We start from the raw sequence: 20,703 nt of genomic DNA on the forward strand, positions 1-20,703 counted from the left end.
TCCAAACGCTTGCAAAGAAACCGTATTCAGTTACTCTCGCGAACGGACGACTCGATCTCGCCGACGACTTCCGGGTTCCGGAGCGCGCTGACGTTGCCGAACTCCTCGTCGCGAGCGATGTCCTCCAGCAGGCGGCGCATGATCTTCCCCGAGCGCGTCTTCGGGAGGTCCGGGGTGAACACGGTCCGGTCTGGGCGGGCGAGGTCGCCAACCTCGCGGCCCAACTCCTCGCCGATCGCCGCTTTGAGAGCCTCGTCGGGCTCGACGTCGCTCCGAGTCGTCACGTAGGCGACGATCTCCCCGTCGTCGTCGCTGACGACCGCGGCCTCAGTGACGCCCCCGACGCCGACGATCGCGGACTCCAGTTCGGCGGTGTTGAACCGCTGTGCGCGCACGTTGATCACGTCGTCGACGCGACCGAGGATGGTCACGTAGCCGTCCTCGTCGACCGTCGCGCCGTCGCCGGTCCGGTATCGCCAGCCGTCCTCGGCCTCGATCCAGTACTCGCGGCGGTAGCGCTCGTCGCCCTCCCGGAGCCCGCGGAGCATGCCGGGCCACGGCGAGCCGATAGTGAGGTACCCCGGCTCGCCGGGGTCGACCGGCGCGCCGTCCTCGTCGACGACGCGCGCGTCGATCCCGGGCAGCGGCGGCCCAACCTTCCCCGGCTTCATCGGCGTGATCCCGGGCAGCGTCGCGAGCGCGATGGCGCCCGTCTCCGTCTGCCACCACGTGTCGACGATCGGCGCCTCGCCGCCGCCGACGTGCTCGCGGTACCAGCGCCACGCCTTCGGCGTTATCGACTCGCCGACGGTCCCCAGCAGCCGGATCGACGAGAGGTCGTGGCGGTCGGGGTACTCCGCGCCCCACTTCATGAACGACCGGATCGCGGTCGGCGAGGTGTAGAAGACGCTGACGGCGTTGCGCTCGATCAGGTCCCACACCCGGTCGCGGTCCGGGTAGTCCGGCGACCCCTCGTAGAGGAGAGTGGTGGTCCCGACCGAGAGGGGCCCGTACACGCCGTAGGAGTGGCCCGTGATCCAGCCGATGTCGGCCGCGCACCAGTAGGTGTCCTCGGGACGGACGTCGAGGACGTTCCGGGTCGTCCACGCGACGTGCGAGAGGTATCCCCCGGTCGCGTGCTCGACCCCCTTCGGGCGCCCCGTGGTCCCGGAGGTGTACATCACGAACAGGAGGTCGGTGGCGTCGCGCGGGACCGGCTCGACCGTCTCGCCGTCGTGCGCGTCGACGAGCGCCTCGTACCCGTGCTCGTCGTCGCCGAGCGACACGTCGAGCGCGTCGCCGAGCCGGTCGACGACGACGGTCGCGTCGAGATCGGTGTCGGCCCGGAGTCGGGCGTTGTCGGCCTTCGACTTCTGGTTGAACGCGTCCTCGCGCCGGTAGTAGCCGTCGCAGGTGACGAGGTACGAGGAGTCGGCCGCGTCGAGGCGCGTCGCGAGCGCCTCCGCCGAGAGCCCCGCGAAAACGACGTTGTGGGGCGCGCCGACCCGCGCGCACGCCAGCATCGCGATCGGCAGCTCCGGGACCATCGGGAGGTACAGCGTCACCACGTCGTCCTCCTCGACGCCGAGCTCCCGCAGGCCGGCCGCGAGCGCGTTCACCTCGCGGTGGAGGTCGAGGTACGTGTACGACCGGCGCTCCCCGCGCTTGCCGAACCACCGGATCGCGAGCTGGTTCCGCCGCTCGTCGAGGTGTCGATCGACGCAGTTGACCGAGGCGTTGAGCCGACCGTCGGGGAACCACTTATAAAAGGGCGGGTCGCCGTCGTCGAGCACCGCCTCGTACTCCCGCTCCCAGTCGAGGAGGTCGGCGGCCCGGCGCCAGGCCCCCGGTCCCTCGGCGGCGAACGCGTCGTCCGCCCCCGCGTCGCTCGCGACGGCACGCTCGCTGAACTCCCTCGGCGGCTCGACGGCCTCGTCGTCGGCGACGGGCCCGTCCCGCCGTCGGCCGTCGACTCCGGCGTCATCCATGATACCTGTTCGCAAGTGGAGGAATGTATACTTTGTCCGAAACCCCGGCCGATGAGCGGTGACGACACGCCGGGGACGTCCCCTCCGCCTACGTCGACTCGGCGGGCGCGAGCCCCGCCGCCTTCGACCGGGCCCGAGCCACGATCGAGGGCTTGGCCTCGAAGTCGACGGTCACCTGGTCGCTCGCGTACGACTCCTCGTCGACGTGGCCGTGGTCGTGGATCCACGAGACGAGGCTCATCGCCTCGTCGGAGACCGGGAGGACGAGCCGCTCGCGCTCCCAGTCGGGGAGCTCGTCCTCGACGCGGTCGCGCAGCTCCGCGACGCCGGCGCCCGTCTTCGCCGAGACGGCGACGGGGTCGGGCGCGACGCCGGAGAGCGCGCCGCGCTTGTCCGCCAGCTCGCCGGGCGCGAGCCGGTCCACCTTGTTGAACACCGTGACGACGGGGGCCTCGTTGCGCTCGTAGAGGGTGTCGTGGCTCGTGACGAGCTTCTCGCGCATCTCCTCGACCGGCTCGCTCGCGTCGACGACGAGCAGCACGAGGTCGGCGCGGTAGACGGAGTCGAGCGTCGACTCGAACGACTCCACGAGCCAGTGGGGGAGGTCCGCGATGAACCCGACCGTGTCCGTGAGGAGCACGTCGCGCTTCTCCATCTCGGCCCGCCGGGTCGTCGTGCCCAGCGTGGTGAACAGCATGTCCTGCGACTCCGCGGTCGTGTCGAGGTCGGGGTGGCGGTCGGCGTTCTCGTCGACGTCGATCTCGGCCGCGAGCCGGCGCATCAGCGTCGACTTGCCGGCGTTGGTGTACCCCGCGAGCGCGACCAGGTCGAAGCCGGAGTCCCGGCGCTGCTCGCGGCGCGCCTCCTCCTTCGCCGCGATCGACTCCAACTCGTCCTGGATCTCCGATATCTGCCGTTTGATGTCGCGCTCGACGCTCTCGTCGTACTCGCCGAGCCCCATGAAGCCGGGGCGCTCGTCGCGCTTCGCGAGGCTCGCCTTCGCCTCGGCCCGCGGGAGCTCGTACCGGAGCTCCGCGAGCTCAACTTGGAGCTGTGCCTTTCGGGTGTTGGCGCGCTGGCCGAAGATCTCGAGGATGAGCGTGAACCGGTCGATCACCTCGACGCCCTCCGGCAGCTCCCCGCCGATGTTGAACGTCTGGTACGGCCCCACGTCGTTGTCGACGATGACCGCCCCCGCGTCGCTCCGGCGGACTAGGTCCCGCAGCTCCGCGACCTTCCCCTCGCCGAACATGAACGCGGCGTCCTCCGTGCGCGTCTGGGTGAGCTCGCCGACGGTCTCGTAGCCCGCGGCCGCGGCGAGCTGGGTGATCTCAGCGAGGTCGGCGTCGCCGGCGTCGACGCGCTTGGCAACGACCGCGCGGCGCTCTCTGGGGACTGACTCGGCGTCGGCGTCCGCTCCCTCGGCGCTCCCGGTCATACCGGGTCTCGGGCGGCGGACGCGGCGTGATGTGCTGCCTGCACGGTTTCACGTCGTCCTACGCTCTCGACGTATTTAAAGCCGGGTCGAGCTTCCGGTCCGGCGGGCTCGACGGGGTCCACCTGTCTGCACCCCCTCAGGCCGACAGCTCCGCCACCGCGTCGCCGATGCGCTCGACCGCGTCGTCGACGTCGCCGTCGTCGACGCCGCGGTGGGTCGTGAACCGCGTCGCATGCTCGTCGAACTCGACGCACCCCACGCCGGCCGCCTTGCAGGCCTCCACGAGGTCGGCGGCGGGGATCCCGGCTTCGTCGGTGTGCGCGACGACGATGTTGGTGTCCGGCGCGGGCGCGTCGACCCCGTCGAGGGCGTTGAGCCCGGCGGCGAGCCGCTCGGCGTTGGCGTGGTCGTCGGCGAGGCGGTCGACGTTCTCGAGCGCCAGGAGCCCGGGCGCGGCGATCATCCCGGCCTGTCGCATCCCGCCGCCGAACAGCTTCCGGACGCGGCGGGCCGCCTCGATGAACTGCTCGTCGCCGGCGAGAATCGAGCCGACGGGCGCGCCGAGCCCCTTCGAGAGGCAGAACGTGACGCTGTCGACCGGGTCGACGACCTCGCTCGCGTCGACGCCGAGCGCGACCGCGGCGTTGAACAGGCGGGCCCCGTCGAGGTGGACCGGCACGTCGGCGTCGCTGGCGACCTCGGCGGCCGCGGCCATCTCGTCGACCGGGACCGCGACCCCGCCGCGGTAGTTGTGGGTGTTTTCCAGCGACAGGAGGCCGGTCCCGGGGCGATGGAGGTCCTCGGTCACGAGCCCCTCGGCGACTGCGTCCGGGGTCGGGACGCAGCGGTCGCCGGCGTCGATCGTCCGGGTCTGCGCGCTCGAGAGCTTCGCCGCGCCCGCGAGCTCCCACCGGTAGATGTGCGACTCGAGCTCGAGGAGGAGCTCCTGGCCCGGATCGGTGTGGACGTGGACGGCGATCTGGTTGGCCATCGTCCCGGAGGGGACGTAGATCGCGGCCTCGGTCCCGACCGCCTCGGCGGCGCGGCGCTCCAGCTCGTTGACGGTGGGGTCGTCGCGGTACACGTCGTCGCCGACCTCGGCGTCGCGGGCGGCCTCGCGCATCTCGTCCGAGGGCGTCGTGACGGTGTCGGATCGCAGGTCGATGGTCTCCTCGTCGATGTCCATTCGTTGCCGGCGGTTCGGCGGCCGATCGGAAATAGGTCGCGCTCGGAGGCGGCACCGTTCCGCATTCGCTCCCTTCTTAATCCGCGCAGCCGTTCAATGCCGTATGGCAACGGAAGCCGCGGCCGACGACGCGACCGACGCCTCCGAGACGTACGAGGCCCTCTTGGACCGCGTTCGACGCTGGAACACGGTCGGGAGCGCCGCCGGCGTGCTCGGGTGGGACCAGCAGGTGATGATGCCCGAGGGCGGCACCCCCGCCCGGTCGAAGGAGCTCTCGACGCTCTCGTCGATCCGCCACGACATGATCACGGACGAGGCGACCGGCGAGCTGCTCGCCGAGCTCGACGACGCCGACCTCACCGACGAGCGGGCGGCGGTCGTCCGCGAGGTCCGCCGCGAGTACGAGCGCGCCGACGCGGTTCCCGTCGAGCTCGTCGAGGAGATCTCCGAGACCGGCTCCGCGGCGCTGCAGGCGTGGGAGGAGGCGAAGGCCGAGGACGATTTCGAGGCGTTCGCCCCCCACCTGGAGAAGCACGTCGAGCTGAAGCGGGAGTACGCCGAGCAGATCGACCCCGACCGAGACCCCTACGAGGTCCTCTTCGAGGAGTACGAGCCGTGCCTCTCGATCGACCGCGCCGAGGCCATCCTCGAGGAGCTCCGCGAGACGCTCGTCCCGATGATCGACGCGATCCGCGACTCCGACGCGGACCTCGCCGTCGACACCTTCGAGGGCACGTTCCCCGAGGAGGAGCAGGAGGAACTCGCCCGCGAAGCGCTCGAACTCGTCGGCTACGACTTCGACCGCGGCCGCCTCGACGTCTCCTCGCACCCGTTCACCGCCGGCAACCAGTTCGACTGCCGCGTGACGACCCGGTTCGACGAGTCCGACCCGCTCGGCGCGATCGGCTCGACGGTCCACGAGTACGGGCACGCGCAGTACAACCTCGGGCTTCCCCAGGAGGAGTGGGGGACCCCGCTCGGCGAGTCGCGAGACCTCTCGGTCCACGAGTCGCAGTCGCGGCTCTGGGAGAACCACGTCGGGCGGAGCCGGGCGTTCTGGGAGCTGTTCCTGCCGCGGTTCAAAGAGCGGTTCCCCGAGACCGACGAGGCGACCGTCGAGGACGCCTACGAGGCGTTCAACCAGGTGTACGAGGACAACCTCATCCGCGTCGAGGCGGACGAACTCACCTACCACCTCCACATCATCGTTCGATTCGAGATCGAGCGCGACCTGGTCCGCGGCGACCTCGCGGTCGAGGACGTCCCGGAGGTCTGGAACGACAAGTACGAGGAGTACCTCGGGGTCCGCCCCGACACCGACGCCGAGGGCTGTCTCCAGGACATCCACTGGAGCCACGGTAACTTCGGCTACTTCCCCACCTACTCGCTCGGCTCCGTGATGGCCGCGCAGCTGTTCGCGGCCGCCGACGGCGAGATCGACGACCTCGGCGCGAAGATCGCCGAGGGCGACTTCGACGACCTTCAGGAATGGCTCGGCGAGAACGTCCATCAGCACGGCTCCCGCTACGAGACGAACGAACTCGTCGAGCGCGCGACGGGCGAGGAGCTCTCCGCGGACGCGTTCACGGACTACGTCGAAGAGAAGTACGGCGAGCTGTACGGGATTTAACTCAGATCCCCAGCCGGAACCCCGTCATCAGGGCGATGATCCCGAGCATCACGGCACCCTCGAACAGCCCGACCACGAGGTTCTTCTTCTCGATCGATTCGAGCCGCGAGGCGTCGGGCTCGGGCGAGAGCGTCTCGTAGTAGGCGCTGAGGTGGAGTCGGTGGGGGACCGCGAGGCCGAACGCGAACAGCCCCCAGCCGAGGCCGAGCGCGAGTCCGGACCACGTCCCGGCGAACCCGTACCCGAGCCCGAGTTCGGGCGTCAGCAGCACCGTCCCGGACAGCACGGTCGTCAGCGAGAAGCCGACGAGGAAGAAGACGGCCTTCGGAATGAGTGTGGTGTTCACCGCGGCCGACGCCTCGTCGTCGAGCCCGCCGAGCGTCGGGCCGATGATCGCCGGGAAGATCAGGGCGAACCCGAACCACACCGCACCCGCGGCGACGTGCGTGTAAAAGAGCAGTTCCGTGCTCGAGAGGAGGAGACTCGCGCCAAAGAACGCGAGCGGGATAAGCAGGCTCCCGGCCGCGAACGCCGGATTCGCGGCGTCAGCGAGGTGTTGTACGCGCTCCACGAGATTGTCCTCCGCGACGCGACTGGTCTCGTGACTGACAGCCATGGAACGCCGATCGGTGAATTTTCTGATAAAAATTGGGATCGCCGCAATCGCCGAACCGAGATCAGTCTTTCCTCGGAACCGAACCGTACAGCTCCTCGTTCTGGATGTGCGTGCTGAACTGCGCGCAGAGACGGCAACAGTCGGCCGCATCGGAGAACGTTCGCACGCTGGCGTCCCATCGGGAGTGGACCGATCCGAGCATCGCGCTCCGGACGGACGGTTCGGTCGCGACCATCAGCCGCCGTGCTCGCTCCGGCGGCGTCGCCTCGGCGGCCGGTCGATCCATCGTCTCGGTGGCAAACAGATCTTCGAACACGCTTCCGATCTCGATGCCGACGCGGAGGTTATCGCCCACCTGCGGGGCGATGAAGACGGTCGCGTTGCTCGCTCGCGCGAACGCGATGCTCTGTGTCGCCGCGTCCATCTCCTCCAGATCGATGCCGACGTCGATAGCGAGGAACGCGTTGAACCCCCGTTCGCGAAGACAGTCTCGCGTCTCTTGGAGGAGCCGCAACACGTCGTCTTCCGCGTACTCACCGCTGTCCTGGTTCCACGTCGCGAATGAGGGGACCTCGGCTTTCGTATCGGCGCCGGCCGGCAACATCGCGTCGACGTCGAAGGTCCGATACGGACCCATCAGGTAGACGAGGAATCGCTCACGACGAACCGGTGAGAGAGCCTCCGAGTCCCCGTCTGACCGGCGAAGGGCGTCGACGATTCGGTCTCGCATCTCTGTAGTTGTTCCGTGCAAGCAGTATACAAACAACGGGTATTTCAAAGATATTCGACTAGAGAACGATTAAGCGCGTAGCGAATCACCGATCGCACGAGAACGCGTATGGGTGAAACAGATCGTCGGTCTTCGAGAGACGTTCGCCGTCCCGAGCCCCCGCTCCCGGAGGAGAGCGGGCTAACGCTCGAAGAGTACCTCGCGATACAGCAGGCGATCGGGCACCCGACGCGGTTCCGTATCCTCCGAGCGCTCGTCGCGAACGACGAACTGAGCGCGACCGACCTGAAAGCGGTGGTCGACGCCGACTCTCCCAACTTCCACTACCACCTCGGTGAACTGGTCGACGTGGGGCTCGCGGAGAAGCGTCAGCGACGGACCGCCGACAGTCAGGGATTTTACACCTACTACCGGCCGACCGGAATGGGACGCGGGATCCTCGAACACGGCGTCGAGGAACTGATGCGACGCGAACGCGAGTTCGACGACGCGTACTCGTGAGTACGTCTACACCCCGAGATACCGAAATCCGCGGCTGCGCCGCTCGCCTACGAGACCTCCCATCCGGTCGGTCCCGCTACTCGCCGGCCGGAGGCCGGCTCGTTTGTAGTGGCTTCCCTTCGGTCAGCCACTCACTTCTCGATGATGCTCTCCTCGACCGCCTCGCCGAAGTGCCGCGCCACGTCCTCGTAGTAGACGAGCGCCTCGTCGCCCGCCTCCAAGTCGGTGACCGCCTTCTTCCCGTCCGCGGTCGCGACCTTCACGGTCTCGGCGTTCTGGATCAGCGTCTCGACGCGATCGACCCCGTCGTCCGTCTCGATTTCCGCCTGGATCCGGAACATCGGCCGCTTCTCGATCTTCACGCGCCCGACGATCGCCTCGCGGGTGTGGCCGGCGGTGTCGACGACCTGCACCTCGTCGCCGCTGGAGAGCTCGGCGAGGTAGTTGGTGCCGCCCTCGGCGTTGCGGACGTAGGCGTGGACCGCGCCGGCGTTCACCCGGAAAGGGCGCGACTCGACGTACGGGGACTCCGCGGTCTCGGCGTGGACGAAGAACAGCCCACGGGACATCGACCCCACGAGCATCCCCTCGTCGTCGTCCATCAGGGAGCCGGTGTCGATGCAGACGCGGTCGGCCATGCCGGTGCGCTCGACGGCGGTGACCTCGGCGTGTCGGAGATCCAGCGTCTCGCGGTCGGCGGCGTCGCGGGCGTCGACCGCGCCCCGTATCTCGTCGGGGTCGTCGGAGTCGAGGAGGACGCCGTCGGCGCCGATCTCCAGCGTCTCGAAGGCGGTCCGCGCCTCGGCGGCGGTCGTCGCGCCGGCGACGAGGTGCGTCTCCTCGCCGACCCGCGCGATCAGGTTCTCCAGCGGGATGATCGACCAGTCCTCGCCGACGACGATCGTGTACTCGGCGTCGTTCGCGGCCTCCTCGGCGAACCGCTCGTACTCGGTGCCGAGCACGCGGACGTAGACGCCCTGCGCGCGGTCGTCGCGCCGTCGGACGGTCGTCAGGTCCGCGGAGCCGGAGAAGTCGTCCGGGAGGTCGATCGTCCCGTCGCCTTCGCCGCCCTTGCCGACGAAGTAGGCGTCGGCCTCGGCGTCGCTCTCGACGTCGTCGATGACGTCCGCCTCGGAGCGGAAGGCGGCGATCGAGACGTCGCCGAGCTCGCGGACGCGCCCCACGTCGGCCTCGTCGACGAGGACCCAGTCCGCGCCGGCCTCGATGGCGGTCGTGATCCGTCGCTTGCGCGCCTCCCAGTCGCCGACGCTGCCGTCGGCTTTCACCCAGACCGTGCGTGTCATTGTCGGAACCTCACGGCGGGCGGGCTTGAAAACTGCGGAAGGGTCACGCGTCGCGGGCGGCGACGCGACCCGAGTAGCCGCTCCGGGCGGCGGCGCGCCCCGAAGACGACAAAACACTTATCCCTGAGATCGCATCGTTCGTCTCACAGCACCGAATGACGCCATCACCTCAGGGGCTCTCGAACGCGGGTTCCCGCTACGCCGCGACGCGCGAGTTCCTCCGCGAGCGCGCCGCGCCGTTCGTCGGGATCGATCCGCGCGCCCTCGGCGCGTTCCGGATCGCGCTGGCGCTCCTTCTCCTCGGCGACCTGCTCGTCTACCGGCTTCCGGGGGTGCGCGCGTTCTACACCGATGACGGGGTCCTGCCGCGCTCGACGCTCGCCGAGGTGTACCCCGCCCTGGAGGCCGCCTCGATCCATGCGATGTCCGGCTCGGCGCGGGTTCAGACGGCCCTGCTCGCGGTCGCCGCGTGCGCAGCCGTCTGCCTGCTCGTCGGCTACCGGACGCGCCTGTCGACCGGCGTCTCCCTCGCCCTGCTGGCGTCGCTCTACGCCCGGAACCCGTTCGTGATCAACGGCGGGAACACGATCCTCGTCGTGTTCCTGTTTCTGGCCCTCTTCGTCCCGCTCGACGCTCGCTGGTCGCTCGGCTCGGGCCGCCGGAACGCCCCCGACGACCGGGGTGACCCGCGGATCTGCTCGCTCGGGACGGCCGTCGCCCTCCTGACGCTCGTGTCGATCTACGCGGCGAACGCGGTCTCCAAGTACCGGAGCGACGCGTGGATGTCCGGGATCGCGGTCCCCCGGATATTCCAGGTGGAGGAGTTCGTGGTGCGGCTGGGCCCGTTCGTCTCGGAGCAGGCCGGGGCCCTCGCCGCGATGAACTGGCTCTGGATCGGGCTCCTCGCGGCGTCCGTCCTGCTGATTGCCCCGTCCGAACGCCTCAGGACCGGGGTCGCGCTCGCGTTCGTCTCCGCGCACCTCGGGATGGCCGCCACGATGCGGCTCGCCGTGTTCCCGTTCGTCATGATCGCGGTCCTGCTGCTGTTCTTCCCGCCGCGCGCCTGGGACGTCGTCGAGGCGGTCGCCTCGAAGGTCCAAGTGCCAGCCCGGTTCGCGGACCCCGCGCTTCGAAGCGACGGCGGGAGCGCGGCCGCCCCGGCGTCATCGACGCCTTCGACTCCGTCGCGGGTTCGCCGCGGGGTCCGGGCGGGAGCCGCCGTTCTGCTCGTGGGCGCCTTCCTCGCGCTCGTCTGGTGGCAGGCCGCGGGGGTCGGGCTCGTCGACCTCCCGGCGTCGGAGTCAACCGGCGAGCTGTCGGAGGTCAGCTGGTCGTTCTTCGCGCCGAACCCGCCGGACACCTCCAGCTGGTACGTCGCCCGAGCGACCCTCGAATCGGGCGAGTCGATCGACGCGTTCGGCGGCGGCGCGGTCGCGTTCGACCGACCGCCGGACGCGGCGGAGACGTACCCGACGACCCTCTGGCATCAGTTCGGACACAGGGTGCGGTACGCCGGGGAGACGCAGTACCGACCGGTGGCGGCGTACGTCTGCGAGCGAGCCGACGGCGACGTGGAGTCCGTGACCGTCTTCCACGTCGAACAGGATGTCGGTCCGAACGGACCGGTGGGAAAGCCGGAGCCGCAAGAGCGCATCAGCACCGCCTGCTGAGGCCGCTTCTATTTCACCGCGTCCGGGCGGGGCGAGTCGCTACGCCTCGACGAACCCGCCCTCGCGGAGCGCCTCGTCGACGTCGGCGTCGTCGTGGACGACGGCGGACACCGCGCGGGCGATCCCCTCGGGGTCCCCGTGCTGGAAGATCGACCGGCCCATCGAGACGCCGGCCGCGTCGCCGTCCATCGCGCCGCGGACCATCTCCACGGTGTCGCGGTCGGTCCCCCTCGATCCGCCGGCGATGACCACCGGGAGCCGAGTCGACTCGGTGACGCGGGCGAACGAGTCGCCGTCGCCGGAGTACCCCGTCTTCACGACGTCGGCGCCGAGCTCCTCGGCGAGCCGGACGGCGTGCCCGAGCGACTCCGGATCGGTCTCGTCGACGCCGGGGCCGCGCGCGTACGCCATCGCGAGCACGGGGAGGCCGAGCCGTTCGGCGTCGGCCGTCAGCTCCGCGAGCTCCTCGACCTGGTCGGGCTCGTGGTCGGAGCCGACGTTGATGTGGAAGGAGACGGCGTCCGCGCCCGCCCGTACCGCGTCCTCGGCGGTTCCGGTGACGCGCTTGTCGCTCTCGTCGGGGCCGATCGTCGTCGACCCGTTGAGGTGGACGATGTAGCCCGCGTCGTTCTTGTTCGGGTGGACGCGGGGCGCGACCCCGCGCTGGGTGAGGACCGCGTCCGCGCCGCCCGACGTGACGCCGTCGATCGTCGACTCGATGTCGACCAGGCCGTCGACGGCGCCCATCGTGATCCCGTGGTCCATCGGGACGATGAGGTACCGGTCGTTCGTGGAGATGCGCTCGAGTCGTGCCGAGAGTCCTGCTGTCATGATGGGTTCGGTCGTTGTGTGAGAGTGTGGCAATCGCAGGTAAGTGGGTTTCGTTCGGGGACGTATTGGCTCGAAGTCGCCGTCACCGCGACTCGGCCGCGCCGATCCGGGCGGCGTAGCCCCGCTCGGCGCCCTCCTTCAGCTCCCGCGAGAGCGCCTCCAACCGGTCGGCGACCTCGGCGGTCGGGAGGTCGCCCTCGACGCCCTCGGCGACGATGTCGATGAGCGCGGACCCGACGATGATCCCGTCGGCGCCGCCGGAGACGATGCGCTCGGCGTGTTCGCCCGCCGAGATACCGAAGCCGACGGCCTTCGGCACGTCGTACTCGGCGAGCCGGTCGAGGCTCTCCGTGGTCTGGTCGGAGACGTCGTCGCGCGCCCCGGTCGTCCCGAGCCGCGCCTGCACGTAGACGTACCCCGACACGCGGCCCATGATCCGGTCGAGCCGGTCGCCGACCGTGGTCGGCGCGACGATGAAGACGAGGTCGAGCCCGAACTCGTCGCAGGCCTCCCGGAGCGGGTCGGCCTCCTCGGCCGGGAGGTCGGGGACGACGAGCCCCTCGATGCCGGCCGCGGCGGCGCGCTCGACGAAGGCGCGCGGGCCGGTCTCACTCGCGGCGGCGCCGTTCGCTTCCGAGGCGCTCCCCGCCTCGCCGGCCTCGGTTCCGTACTGGTAGATCAGGTTGTAGTACGTCATGCAGACCAAGGGGGCATCCACGTCCACCTCCTCGGCGAACGCGAAGAACCGGTCCGGCGTCATCCCGGCGTCGAGCGAGCGCACGAGCGCGCCCTGGATCGTCGACCCCTCGGCGATCGGCTCCGAGAAGGGGAGCCCGAGTTCGATGACGTCGGCGCCGCCGCGGTCGAGCGCGCGGACGTACTCCAGCGACGCCTCGTAGGAGGGGTCCCCGACGGCGAGGTACGGGACATACGCGGGACCGTCGGCGAACGCCTCGGCGATCGCAGCCGAGTTGCCCGTCTCCGTCTCCGCGGTCCGCTCCGACATTTAAATACCCCCCGTGAACATCGACATGTCCGGCGCCTCGTCGATGTCGCGCTTGTCCGTCTCCTCGATGGCGGCGTCGAGGTCCTTGTCGCCGCGCCCGGAGACGTTCACGATCACGCGCTCGCCCAGGTCCTCGTGGTGCTCCTCCAGGAACCCGAACGCGTGGGCCGTCTCCAGCGCGGGGATGATCCCCTCAGTGGAGGAGAGCCGGTGGAACCCCTCGAGCGCCGCGTCGTCGTCGACGGCGACGGGGTTCACCCGCCCCTCGTCGACGAGGTACGCGAGCTCCGGGCCCACGCCGGCGTAGTCGAGTCCGGAGGAAATCGAGTGGCTCTCCATGATCTGGCCGTCGGAGTCCTGCAGGAGCTTCGTGCGCGCGCCGTGGAGCACGCCCTCCTCGCCGGTGTACAGCGACGCCGAGTTCGGGGCGACGCCGGCCTCCTCGTCGACCTCCAGCGTCGAGCCGCCGGCCTCGACCGCGTGGAGCGCGACCTCGTCGTCGTCGACGAACGCGGCGAACGACCCCATCGTATTGGAGCCGCCGCCGGCGCAGGCGACTACGTCGGTCGGGAGCGCGCCCGTCCTCTCGAGCGACTGCTCGCGCATCTCCTCGGAGATGACCGCCTGGAAGTCGCGGACCATCACCGGAAACGGGTGCGGGCCGACGATCGAGCCGATGACGTAGTGGGTGTTCTCGACGGTGGTCGCCCAGTCGCGCATCGTCTCCGAGATGGCCTCCTTCAGCGTGCCCCGCCCGGCGGTGACCGGGTTCACCTCCGCGCCGTTGAGCTTCATCCGGAAGACGTTCGGGCGCTGGCGGTTGATGTCGCGCTCGCCCATGTATATCTCGCAGGGCATGTCCAGATGGGCGGCCGCCATCGCGGTCGCGGTGCCGTGCTGGCCGGCGCCGGTCTCGGCGATGATCCGCTCTTTGCCCATGTACTTCGCAAGGAGGACCTGACCGAGCGCGTTGTTCAGCTTGTGCGCGCCCCCGTGGAGCAGGTCCTCGCGCTTAAGAAAGACGTCCGTGTCGTAGCGCTCCGAGAGCCGGTCGGCCCGCTGGAGCGGGATGGGACGCCCGCCGAAGTCGGCGAGCCGCTCCCGGAACTCGTCCATGAAGCCGTCCTCGTTGCCGAGGACGTAGCGCTCGTAGGCGTCGGTCAGCTCCTCGATCGCGGGCATCAGCGCCTCGGGGACGTACTGACCGCCGTAGCGGCCAAACTTCCCGTCGTCGCGGCCGCGCTCGCGGCCGGGGCGTCGCGACAGTTCTCCAGCCTCGCTCGTCGTTGATTCGGTTTCGCTCATGTGGGTGTCTCCGTGGTGTCAGTGGTCGAATCGCCTTCGTCGTCTGCCTCTGCCCGCGTCAGGGCCCGCGTGTTCGCCTCGACGTCGCCGTCCATGATCGCGCTCCCGACGAGCAGCGCGTCGGCGCCGGCCGCCCGCATCCGCCGGACGTCGGCCGGGGAGCCGATGCCGCTCTCGGCGAGCAGCGTCACGTCGTCAGGGACGTGGGGCGCCACGGACTCGAAGGTTCCGAGGTCGACGACGAGCTCCGCGAGGTCGCGGTTGTTGACGCCGACCGTCGTCGCGCCCGCGTCGAGCGCGGCCGCCAGCTCCTCCCGGTCGTGGACCTCGACGAGAACCCGGAAGCCGCGGTCGCGTGCGCCGGCGAGCAGGTCGGGGAGGTCGTCCCCGACGAACCGGGCGATCAGCAGGACGACGTCGCTCTCGACGGCGTCGAGCTGCGACTCGGCGACGACGAAGTCTTTCCGGAGGACCGGGACGTCGACGGCCGACCGAATCCGGTCGAGGACCTTGACGCTCCCGCCGAAGTGCTCCGGTTCGGTGAGCACCGAGAGCGCCGCGGCGCCGCCGGCGACCATCCCCTCGGCGAGCGCGACGGGGTCGTCCTCGCGGGTCCCCCCCGTGGTCGGGCTCGTCGGCTTGACCTCGGCGACGACCGGCACGCGCCCGTCGGCCTCAGCTCGGTCGAACGCCGCCCGCAGGTCGCGGGGGTCGACGTCGACGCGGTCGGTTCGCCCCTTGGCCGCCCGGTCGCGCGCGGCCGACAGTATCGATCTGACCGCGGGGGCCAGCTCGGCTGGATCCTCCATTAGTGTACACTAATGCACGTATCTGTTCATAAGACTTGCGGGCGGGGACCGTCGTCGGGGCGAACTGAGCGCTCCCCGAGATCCGTCGGACGGCTCCGCCCATTCGTTTTAACTATCGGAACCGTGTTGTCACGGTCATGAATACCACGGGGACGTCGGGCGTCTTCGCTCGCGAGTTCGATGACCTCGGTCGCGCTGTGGAAGTCGGCTTCGCCGGCGGACGGGTCATCTCGGTGTCGTTCCCGGCAGCGGTGCCGGCGGACGCGGAGACGGACCACGAGCTGCTGGACCGGATCGCCGCATATGCCCGCGGCGAGCCCGACGAGTTCGCCGACGTCGCCGTCGGGCTCACGGTGCCGACGGACCGCCGGGAGGTCCTCGAGGCGCTCCGGACGGTCCCCTACGGCGAGGAGGTGTCCGTGAGCCGGCTCACGCGGCTGGCCGCGCTCGACGCGGACGACCCCGAGGACCTCGAGCTGGTGACGGGCGCGCTCGACGAGAACCCGATCCCGGTCCTCTTCCCGGACCACCGGGTGCAAGGCGGGCCGTACGCGACGCCGGGAGGGATTCGAGACGCGATGCGGCGCGTCGAGGGACTGTAGCGGGAACAGTCCGAGGGCCGGCGCCGGCGGCGACCTACTCCCTCCCGTGCTCCTCGATGCTCTCCCAGACGACCGTCATCAGCTCGCCGGTCTTCTCGACGAGGTCGTCCACGGCGCCGTCGGAGCCGGCGGGCGCACAGCCCAGGTCGCGGATCGCCTTCGTCGCCGAGGTGTGATGGACGTGCACCAGGTCGTCGCCCTCGCGCTCGTAGACGATCGTGGTACACGGGAGCATCCCGGCGAGCGTCGGGTCGATCTCGATCGCGTCGAACGCGATCTCGGGGTGACACACCACGATGAGCGCGGTGCGCTCGACGTCGTCGTGGCCGAGCATCCCCTCGACCATCTGGTCGAGCCGCGTGACCTGCACCGTCTCGAAGTCGGCGAGCTCGTGTTCGATCTGCACGAAGGGGACCGCGTCGTCGAACGGCATGTCGAGGGTCGTGTGGAGCGCCTCGTCGGCGGTCGGCGCCGGCGAGCCGCGCTGAGCGTCGCCCATGCGTGCGCCTTCCGCCGCGAGGTAAAAACACCCCGTCGGCCCGTCAACGACTGCCGCTACCTCTGACGGAGCGCGGCCCTTGCCGGTCGGGACGGACTTATCGGTCGGACCCGCCTCGGGTCAGCCGTGATCGAGCTCTCACGGGCGGTGTACGACGACATCGTCTACCACGCGTACGGCGGCGGCGAGGCGGAGATCTGCGGCGTCCTCGCGGGGACGCACGGGACCGACGGCGAGCCGAGCGTCGTCACCGACACGTACCGGGCCGAGAACGTCGCCGAGACGCCCCAGATCCGCTACCTCATCGACCCCGAAGAGCAGTTCGAGCTCATCGAGGCGATCGAGGAGGACGGCCTGGACGTGGTCGGCTTCTACCACTCGCACCCGACCGGCCCGACCCACCCGAGCGAGACGGACGCCGCGCGGGCGACCTGGCCCGACCACTCGTACGTGATCTGCGCGCTGGACGGTTACCCGTTCGTCGGCTCGTGGCGCTGGCGTGGCGACGACGACGGGTTCGAGCAGGAGACCGTCTCGGTGCAGGGCGAGCGGTGAGCGGGGCCGGATTGATACGGGCATTCACTCGGCCGACGGAACGTATTTTCGGCCACGGGTCGTCTGTTCAGACGTAGATGGCACGGCATGACGCCGAGGTCGAACTCGAGATCCGGACGTGGGCGTTTCGTGAGCGGGAACTGCCCCGCGTTCCGCCCGAAGGGTGGGCGACGACGACGGACCGGCTACGGGAGACGGTCTGTCTGGCGATCGAGAGCTCGGGCGACGCGATCGGACGAGTCGAACCGTTCGAGGGACCGGCTCGGGAGCGCGAGCGGTTCGAGGCGACCGTGACCGTCGACGATCACGACGGCGGGCATCCCGGCGAGGACACGGGCTCCGATGACGACCTCGGCGACATCGCTGACCGCGTTGACCTCGGCGGGTTCGCCGACGAATACGTGCGACTGACTCGGTCCCCGTCCGTCGGGGACTCCTCGGAGGCGGGGACCGACTCGACGGAGCGGAGCGGGGACGATTTCGAGGAACGGACGGAACAGTTCGACCTCGACGAAGCGCTCGACCGGTTATAAACGGACGCCCGGCCCCTCGGCTCGGCCCGGCCCAAAACTGATCACAGCCGCACGCCGTTGGGGCCTCGGTTTCAGTCGCTGGCCTCGATCCCCGGTTCAGCCTCCTCGTCGCCCCCGACGTCGATGGCGCAGGAGGCGCTGTACTCGACGTCGTGGACCGACTCGATGGCGGGGTCGTCGCCGCACACCGGGCAGTCGTCCCCCTTTGGGATCTCGACCTTGTCGAACTCCATCTCGAGCGCGTCGAAGAACAGCATCGACCCGTCGAGCGACTCGCCCTCGCCGATGATGTGTTTCACCGTCTCGGTCGCCTGCAGGCAGCCGACGGTGCCCGGGAGGACGCCGAGGACGCCGGCGGTCGCGCAGTTCGGGACCGTCCCGGCCGGCGGCGCCTCGGGGAACAGACAGCGGTAACACGGCGAGTCGTCGTCGCCAGCGAACGTCGTCACCTGCCCCTCGAACTTGAAGATGGAGCCGTGCGAGAAGGGGATGCCGGCGAGCGTGCAGGCGTCGTTGACGAGGTACCGCGTCGCGAAGTTGTCGGTGCCGTCGACCACGAAGTCGTAGCCGGAGATGAGCTCCTCGATGTTGTCGGACGTGACGCGCAGTTCGTGTTTCCGCACGTCGATGTCGGGGTTGAGCTGTGCGACGAAGTCGGCGGCGGAGTCGACCTTCTTGCGACCGACGTCGTCGTCACCGTGGATCACCTGGCGCTGGAGGTTCGAGAGCTCGACCTCGTCGTCGTCGGCGACCCCGAGCGTGCCCACGCCGGCGGCCGCGAGATACTGGATGATCGGTGCGCCGAGCCCCCCGGCGCCGAGGACGAGCACTTCGGCGTCGAGCAGGGCCTTCTGCCCGTCGGGGCCGACGTCGTCCATGATGATGTGTCTGGAGTAGCGGTCGAGCTGCGTCGGATCGAGGTCGAGGTCGCTCATTCGGCGGGCCTTATCGCTACGAACTCATAAGCCGGCCGCACACCGGCGCGTGCTGCCGCCATCTCGGAGGTGCGTCTCGGCCGCACGACCGGCGACGGCTTCGACGGCGGTGGCGCCCCCGCTCCGCGCGACGTCGGGAACCGACCTCGGCCCCGCGGGCGCGCTCTCGAGGTCCCTCGCGGGCGCCTCACGCAGGGCCGAGGCCCGTCAGAGACCGTGGCCGACGTTGCCGTCGACGGGCCCCTTTTTGGACTGGGTCGCCACCTTGCGGTATGGCAACGATCAAGCTGCCGGCCGTCCTCGTCGGCGGGTCCGCGACCTCGGAGGTCGAGGTCGAGGGCGACACCGTCCGCGAACTGTTCGACAACCACGCCGACGAGCACGGGTCGGAACTCCGGGACAGCGTGCTCGACGACGGCGAGATCAAGGAGTTCATTAACGTCTACGTCGAGGGGACGCCCGTCGACGGCGTCGACGCCGAGGTCCCGGCCGACGCGCAGGTCCGCGTCATCCCGGCCGCGAGCGGCGGTCGGTAAGCCGTCGGTCTCCCGCCTGTTCTCCGCGTTCGTTTATAAGTAATCCTCCCACAGCGGGATGTCCGCGTACTTGTCGCCGCGGTCGCACAGCATGAACACGACGACGTCGTCGTCCGCGAGTTCGCCGGCCGCGTCGAGGCTCGCTACCGCGGCCGCGCCCCCGCCCGCGGACGTGCCGACGACGAACTGGTCGTCGACCCGCAGGTGTTCGCGGACCGTCGCCTCGTCGTGCTGGCCGGCGTCGGCGACCGGCACCGGGTCGTCTCGGTAGCGCTCGCGGAGCGCCCGCGCCCGGTCGTAGGCGTCCGAGGTGGCGACGTACTCCGTCCGGTCGAGAATCGACTCGTCGTACGTGTCCGGGTGGTAGTGGTTGCCCGACTTGAGGTATTTCAGGCCGTCGATGGCGTGGAGCTGCTCGTCGGGCTCGAAGCCCACGATCTCGACGCCGCCGTCGCTGCGGTCGGTCAGCCCACGACCGGTCCCGGTGATGGTCCCGCCCGTGCCCACGCCAGCGACGAAGTGGGTCACGTCGCCGTCGGTCGCCTCGTAGATCTCGCGGGCCGTCGTCCGCTCGTGGGTGCCCGGGTTGTCGGGGTTCTCGTACTGGTTCGGGCGGAAGTACGCCTCGGGGTCCGCGGCGACGATCTCCTCGCAGCGCTCGATGACGGCGTCGTAGCCGAGGTTGGCGTCGACGAAGTGGATCTCCGCGCCGGCGTCCCGGACGGCCGCCACCTTCCCGCCGGCGGCGTTGTCCGGCATGACGATCTCGACGTCGTAGCCGCGGGCGGCCGCGAGCCGGGCCACCTCGCTGCCGGTGTTGCCCGAGGTCGGCTCGATCACGGTGACGCCCGGCTCGAGGTCGCCGCGCTCCTCGGCGCCGTCTATCATCCCCTTCGCGATCCGGGACTTGATCGACCCACCGCCGTGTGGGGCGTCGTAGAGGTTGAACCACTCTGCCTTCGCGTACACGTCTGCGTCGGCCTCGAGGTCGAGGTCGAGCTCCACGAGGGGCGTCTCGAAGATCGTCGACTCGTCGACGACGTACTCGCTCATGGGTCCCGTAGGTCGGTCCCCGATAAGAGTCCGACGGAAACGGTCGTCTCGACGCCTATCGCGGTCGTGCGCGGCGATCGGTCGTCAGAGATACGGGAGAAGCCTGCCGGTCACGAAAGGGGTTACGGGGCCAGTCGCGTAATCGGTTCGTATGAGTCAACCATCGTGGGACGACGTCGTCGAGACCCCCGACGAGCTCGACGACGAGACCGCCGAGTCGCTCTTGGAAGGCGCGACCGAGGTACAGGATATGACGGGCGAGGTCTGCCCGTACCCCCAAGTCGAGGCGAAGAAGTCGATCGCGGGGCTCTCGCCCGGCGACGTGCTCGTCCAGAAGACGGACCACGTCCCGAGCACGGAGAACGTCCCGAAGGCGGTCGGCGACGACGCGACCGCGAAGGTGTGGAAGTCGGGCGACGGCCGCTACCGCATCTTCATGCGGAAGGAGTGATCATGGTCGAGGAACTCACCCCCGAGGAAGTCAACGAACGCGTCCGAGATGGCGACGTCCGCGTCATCGACACGCGACCGGCCGCACAGTACGAGCAGGGTCACATCCCCGGCGCGATCAACGTACCGCTCGGCGACCTCCCGTCGATGGTCCCCGACATCGAGTGGGACGACACCGACGTCGTCTGCGCGTGCCCGGTCGGCCAGTCGTCGAAGCAGGCCGCGATGCTGATCCAGAGCTACGAGGACGTCGAGGACGACGTCCTCGTCGCCAGCATGGCCGGCGGCTACGAGGAGTGGGACTTCGAGCTGGAGACCGACGCGCCCGCGGACGCCTGATCGACAATCTGTTTTTAAGTAGCGGACTGATTTTCGTACGGTTCGCGGTCGGACGCTGCGGATCCCTGGGAGTCGAACGAGTATCGACGATCGAGCGACGCCAACACCATTTATAAGTGATCTGCGGGTACGGTGGCGCGCGCCTGCGAGCGGCCGCTCCCGGCGGCCGCGAGCCAGCGCGTGCGAG

Annotated in this window: 22 protein-coding genes and 1 pseudogene; 9 read left to right on the forward strand and 14 right to left on the reverse strand. The window is 69.7% G+C overall.

Going from position 1 to position 20,703, the window contains the following annotated elements; translation table 11 throughout:
- Positions 1 to 26: 26 nt before the first annotated feature.
- The 4 genes and pseudogenes from acs to N5096_RS09885 all read right to left on the reverse strand — a co-directional run bounded on the left by acs (position 27) and on the right by N5096_RS09885 (position 4,612).
- Complete coding sequence (gene acs, locus N5096_RS09870) at positions 27 to 1,988, reverse strand: acetate--CoA ligase (RefSeq protein WP_267664328.1); 1,962 nt, start codon at positions 1,986 to 1,988, stop codon at positions 27 to 29.
- A gap of 88 nt (positions 1,989 to 2,076) precedes the next feature.
- The gene (hflX, locus tag N5096_RS09875; RefSeq protein WP_267664329.1) at positions 2,077 to 3,426 is read right to left on the reverse strand and encodes a GTPase HflX; all 1,350 of its coding nucleotides are present in this window, start codon (positions 3,424 to 3,426) and stop codon (positions 2,077 to 2,079) included.
- Positions 3,423 to 3,512, reverse strand: a pseudogene (locus N5096_RS09880) (DUF2209 family protein); the annotation flags it as partial. The gene hflX and the pseudogene N5096_RS09880, both read right to left, overlap by 4 nt.
- Before the next feature lie 50 nt (positions 3,513 to 3,562).
- Positions 3,563 to 4,612: a threonine aldolase family protein gene (locus tag N5096_RS09885; protein WP_267664331.1), complete on the reverse strand. Its 1,050-nt coding sequence runs from the start codon at positions 4,610 to 4,612 to the stop codon at positions 3,563 to 3,565.
- Positions 4,613 to 4,715: 103 nt separating this feature from the next.
- On the opposite strand from N5096_RS09885, the gene N5096_RS09890 reads away from it, so the two are divergent.
- A complete protein-coding gene (locus tag N5096_RS09890; RefSeq protein WP_267664332.1) occupies positions 4,716 to 6,242 on the forward strand; it encodes a carboxypeptidase M32 in 1,527 nt (508 codons plus the stop codon).
- A 1-nt stretch (position 6,243) separates the two neighbouring features.
- Here N5096_RS09890 and N5096_RS09895 read toward each other — a convergent pair whose 3' ends face one another.
- Both N5096_RS09895 and N5096_RS09900 read right to left on the reverse strand, forming a co-directional pair.
- Complete coding sequence (locus N5096_RS09895; protein WP_267664334.1) at positions 6,244 to 6,858, reverse strand: hypothetical protein; 615 nt, start codon at positions 6,856 to 6,858, stop codon at positions 6,244 to 6,246.
- A 61-nt stretch (positions 6,859 to 6,919) separates the two neighbouring features.
- A complete protein-coding gene (locus N5096_RS09900; RefSeq protein WP_379790266.1) occupies positions 6,920 to 7,588 on the reverse strand; it encodes a DUF7509 family protein in 669 nt (222 codons plus the stop codon).
- 108 nt (positions 7,589 to 7,696) lie between these two features.
- On the opposite strand from N5096_RS09900, the gene N5096_RS09905 reads away from it, so the two are divergent.
- Entirely contained in the window at positions 7,697 to 8,089 is a 393-nt protein-coding gene (locus N5096_RS09905) for a winged helix-turn-helix domain-containing protein (protein ID WP_267664338.1), read from the forward strand.
- A 131-nt stretch (positions 8,090 to 8,220) separates the two neighbouring features.
- Here the strand turns inward: N5096_RS09905 and N5096_RS09910 are convergent, their stop codons facing one another.
- The gene (locus tag N5096_RS09910; RefSeq protein WP_267664339.1) at positions 8,221 to 9,393 is read right to left on the reverse strand and encodes a 3-dehydroquinate synthase II; all 1,173 of its coding nucleotides are present in this window, start codon (positions 9,391 to 9,393) and stop codon (positions 8,221 to 8,223) included.
- Between the two features lie 155 nt (positions 9,394 to 9,548).
- Between N5096_RS09910 and N5096_RS09915 the strand changes: the two genes are divergently transcribed.
- Positions 9,549 to 11,063: an HTTM domain-containing protein gene (locus N5096_RS09915; RefSeq protein WP_267664341.1), complete on the forward strand. Its 1,515-nt coding sequence runs from the start codon at positions 9,549 to 9,551 to the stop codon at positions 11,061 to 11,063.
- A 39-nt stretch (positions 11,064 to 11,102) separates the two neighbouring features.
- On the opposite strand, the gene N5096_RS09920 is transcribed toward N5096_RS09915, so the two are convergent.
- The 4 genes from N5096_RS09920 to trpC form a co-directional block, all read right to left on the reverse strand.
- Positions 11,103 to 11,894 (reverse strand): 2-amino-3,7-dideoxy-D-threo-hept-6-ulosonate synthase, encoded by a 792-nt coding sequence (locus tag N5096_RS09920; RefSeq protein ID WP_267664343.1) that lies wholly within the window; start codon positions 11,892 to 11,894, stop codon positions 11,103 to 11,105.
- A gap of 82 nt (positions 11,895 to 11,976) precedes the next feature.
- Positions 11,977 to 12,900, reverse strand: coding sequence for a tryptophan synthase subunit alpha (trpA, locus tag N5096_RS09925; protein WP_267664353.1), 924 nt, complete (start codon positions 12,898 to 12,900; stop codon positions 11,977 to 11,979).
- The gene (gene trpB, locus N5096_RS09930; RefSeq protein WP_267664355.1) at positions 12,901 to 14,205 is read right to left on the reverse strand and encodes a tryptophan synthase subunit beta; all 1,305 of its coding nucleotides are present in this window, start codon (positions 14,203 to 14,205) and stop codon (positions 12,901 to 12,903) included. It abuts the gene before it with no gap.
- Entirely contained in the window at positions 14,202 to 15,014 is an 813-nt protein-coding gene (gene trpC / locus N5096_RS09935; protein WP_267664357.1) for an indole-3-glycerol phosphate synthase, read from the reverse strand. Before trpC ends, trpB begins: the two co-directional genes overlap by 4 nt.
- Before the next feature lie 137 nt (positions 15,015 to 15,151).
- Here trpC and N5096_RS09940 point away from each other — a divergent pair, with 137 nt between their 5' ends.
- A complete protein-coding gene (locus N5096_RS09940; RefSeq protein ID WP_267664359.1) occupies positions 15,152 to 15,616 on the forward strand; it encodes an MGMT family protein in 465 nt (154 codons plus the stop codon).
- A gap of 34 nt (positions 15,617 to 15,650) precedes the next feature.
- Here the strand turns inward: N5096_RS09940 and N5096_RS09945 are convergent, their stop codons facing one another.
- Positions 15,651 to 16,115: a DUF302 domain-containing protein gene (locus tag N5096_RS09945; protein ID WP_267664361.1), complete on the reverse strand. Its 465-nt coding sequence runs from the start codon at positions 16,113 to 16,115 to the stop codon at positions 15,651 to 15,653.
- Between the two features lie 126 nt (positions 16,116 to 16,241).
- On the opposite strand from N5096_RS09945, the gene N5096_RS09950 reads away from it, so the two are divergent.
- Positions 16,242 to 16,670: a desampylase gene (locus tag N5096_RS09950; protein WP_267664363.1), complete on the forward strand. Its 429-nt coding sequence runs from the start codon at positions 16,242 to 16,244 to the stop codon at positions 16,668 to 16,670.
- Positions 16,671 to 16,747: 77 nt separating this feature from the next.
- Complete coding sequence (locus N5096_RS09955) at positions 16,748 to 17,203, forward strand: hypothetical protein (protein WP_267664377.1); 456 nt, start codon at positions 16,748 to 16,750, stop codon at positions 17,201 to 17,203.
- A gap of 71 nt (positions 17,204 to 17,274) precedes the next feature.
- Here N5096_RS09955 and ubaA read toward each other — a convergent pair whose 3' ends face one another.
- Complete coding sequence (gene ubaA, locus N5096_RS09960) at positions 17,275 to 18,138, reverse strand: SAMP-activating enzyme E1 (protein WP_267664378.1); 864 nt, start codon at positions 18,136 to 18,138, stop codon at positions 17,275 to 17,277.
- A 272-nt stretch (positions 18,139 to 18,410) separates the two neighbouring features.
- Between ubaA and N5096_RS09965 the strand changes: the two genes are divergently transcribed.
- The gene (locus N5096_RS09965; RefSeq protein ID WP_267664379.1) at positions 18,411 to 18,674 is read left to right on the forward strand and encodes a MoaD/ThiS family protein; all 264 of its coding nucleotides are present in this window, start codon (positions 18,411 to 18,413) and stop codon (positions 18,672 to 18,674) included.
- A gap of 33 nt (positions 18,675 to 18,707) precedes the next feature.
- On the opposite strand, the gene N5096_RS09970 is transcribed toward N5096_RS09965, so the two are convergent.
- Positions 18,708 to 19,727 carry a PLP-dependent cysteine synthase family protein gene (locus N5096_RS09970; protein ID WP_267664381.1) on the reverse strand — a complete coding sequence of 340 codons (1,020 nt, stop codon included), beginning with the start codon at positions 19,725 to 19,727 and terminating at the stop codon, positions 18,708 to 18,710.
- A gap of 151 nt (positions 19,728 to 19,878) precedes the next feature.
- On the opposite strand from N5096_RS09970, the gene N5096_RS09975 reads away from it, so the two are divergent.
- Positions 19,879 to 20,178, forward strand: coding sequence for a sulfurtransferase TusA family protein (locus N5096_RS09975; protein ID WP_267664382.1), 300 nt, complete (start codon positions 19,879 to 19,881; stop codon positions 20,176 to 20,178).
- Positions 20,179 to 20,180: 2 nt separating this feature from the next.
- Positions 20,181 to 20,516, forward strand: a complete 336-nt coding sequence (locus tag N5096_RS09980) for a rhodanese-like domain-containing protein (protein ID WP_267664385.1) — start codon at positions 20,181 to 20,183, stop codon at positions 20,514 to 20,516.
- Positions 20,517 to 20,703 lie beyond the last annotated feature (187 nt).

The sequence above is a fragment of the Halorubrum yunnanense genome (assembly GCF_026586675.1).
Lineage (GTDB): Archaea > Halobacteriota > Halobacteria > Halobacteriales > Haloferacaceae > Halorubrum > Halorubrum yunnanense.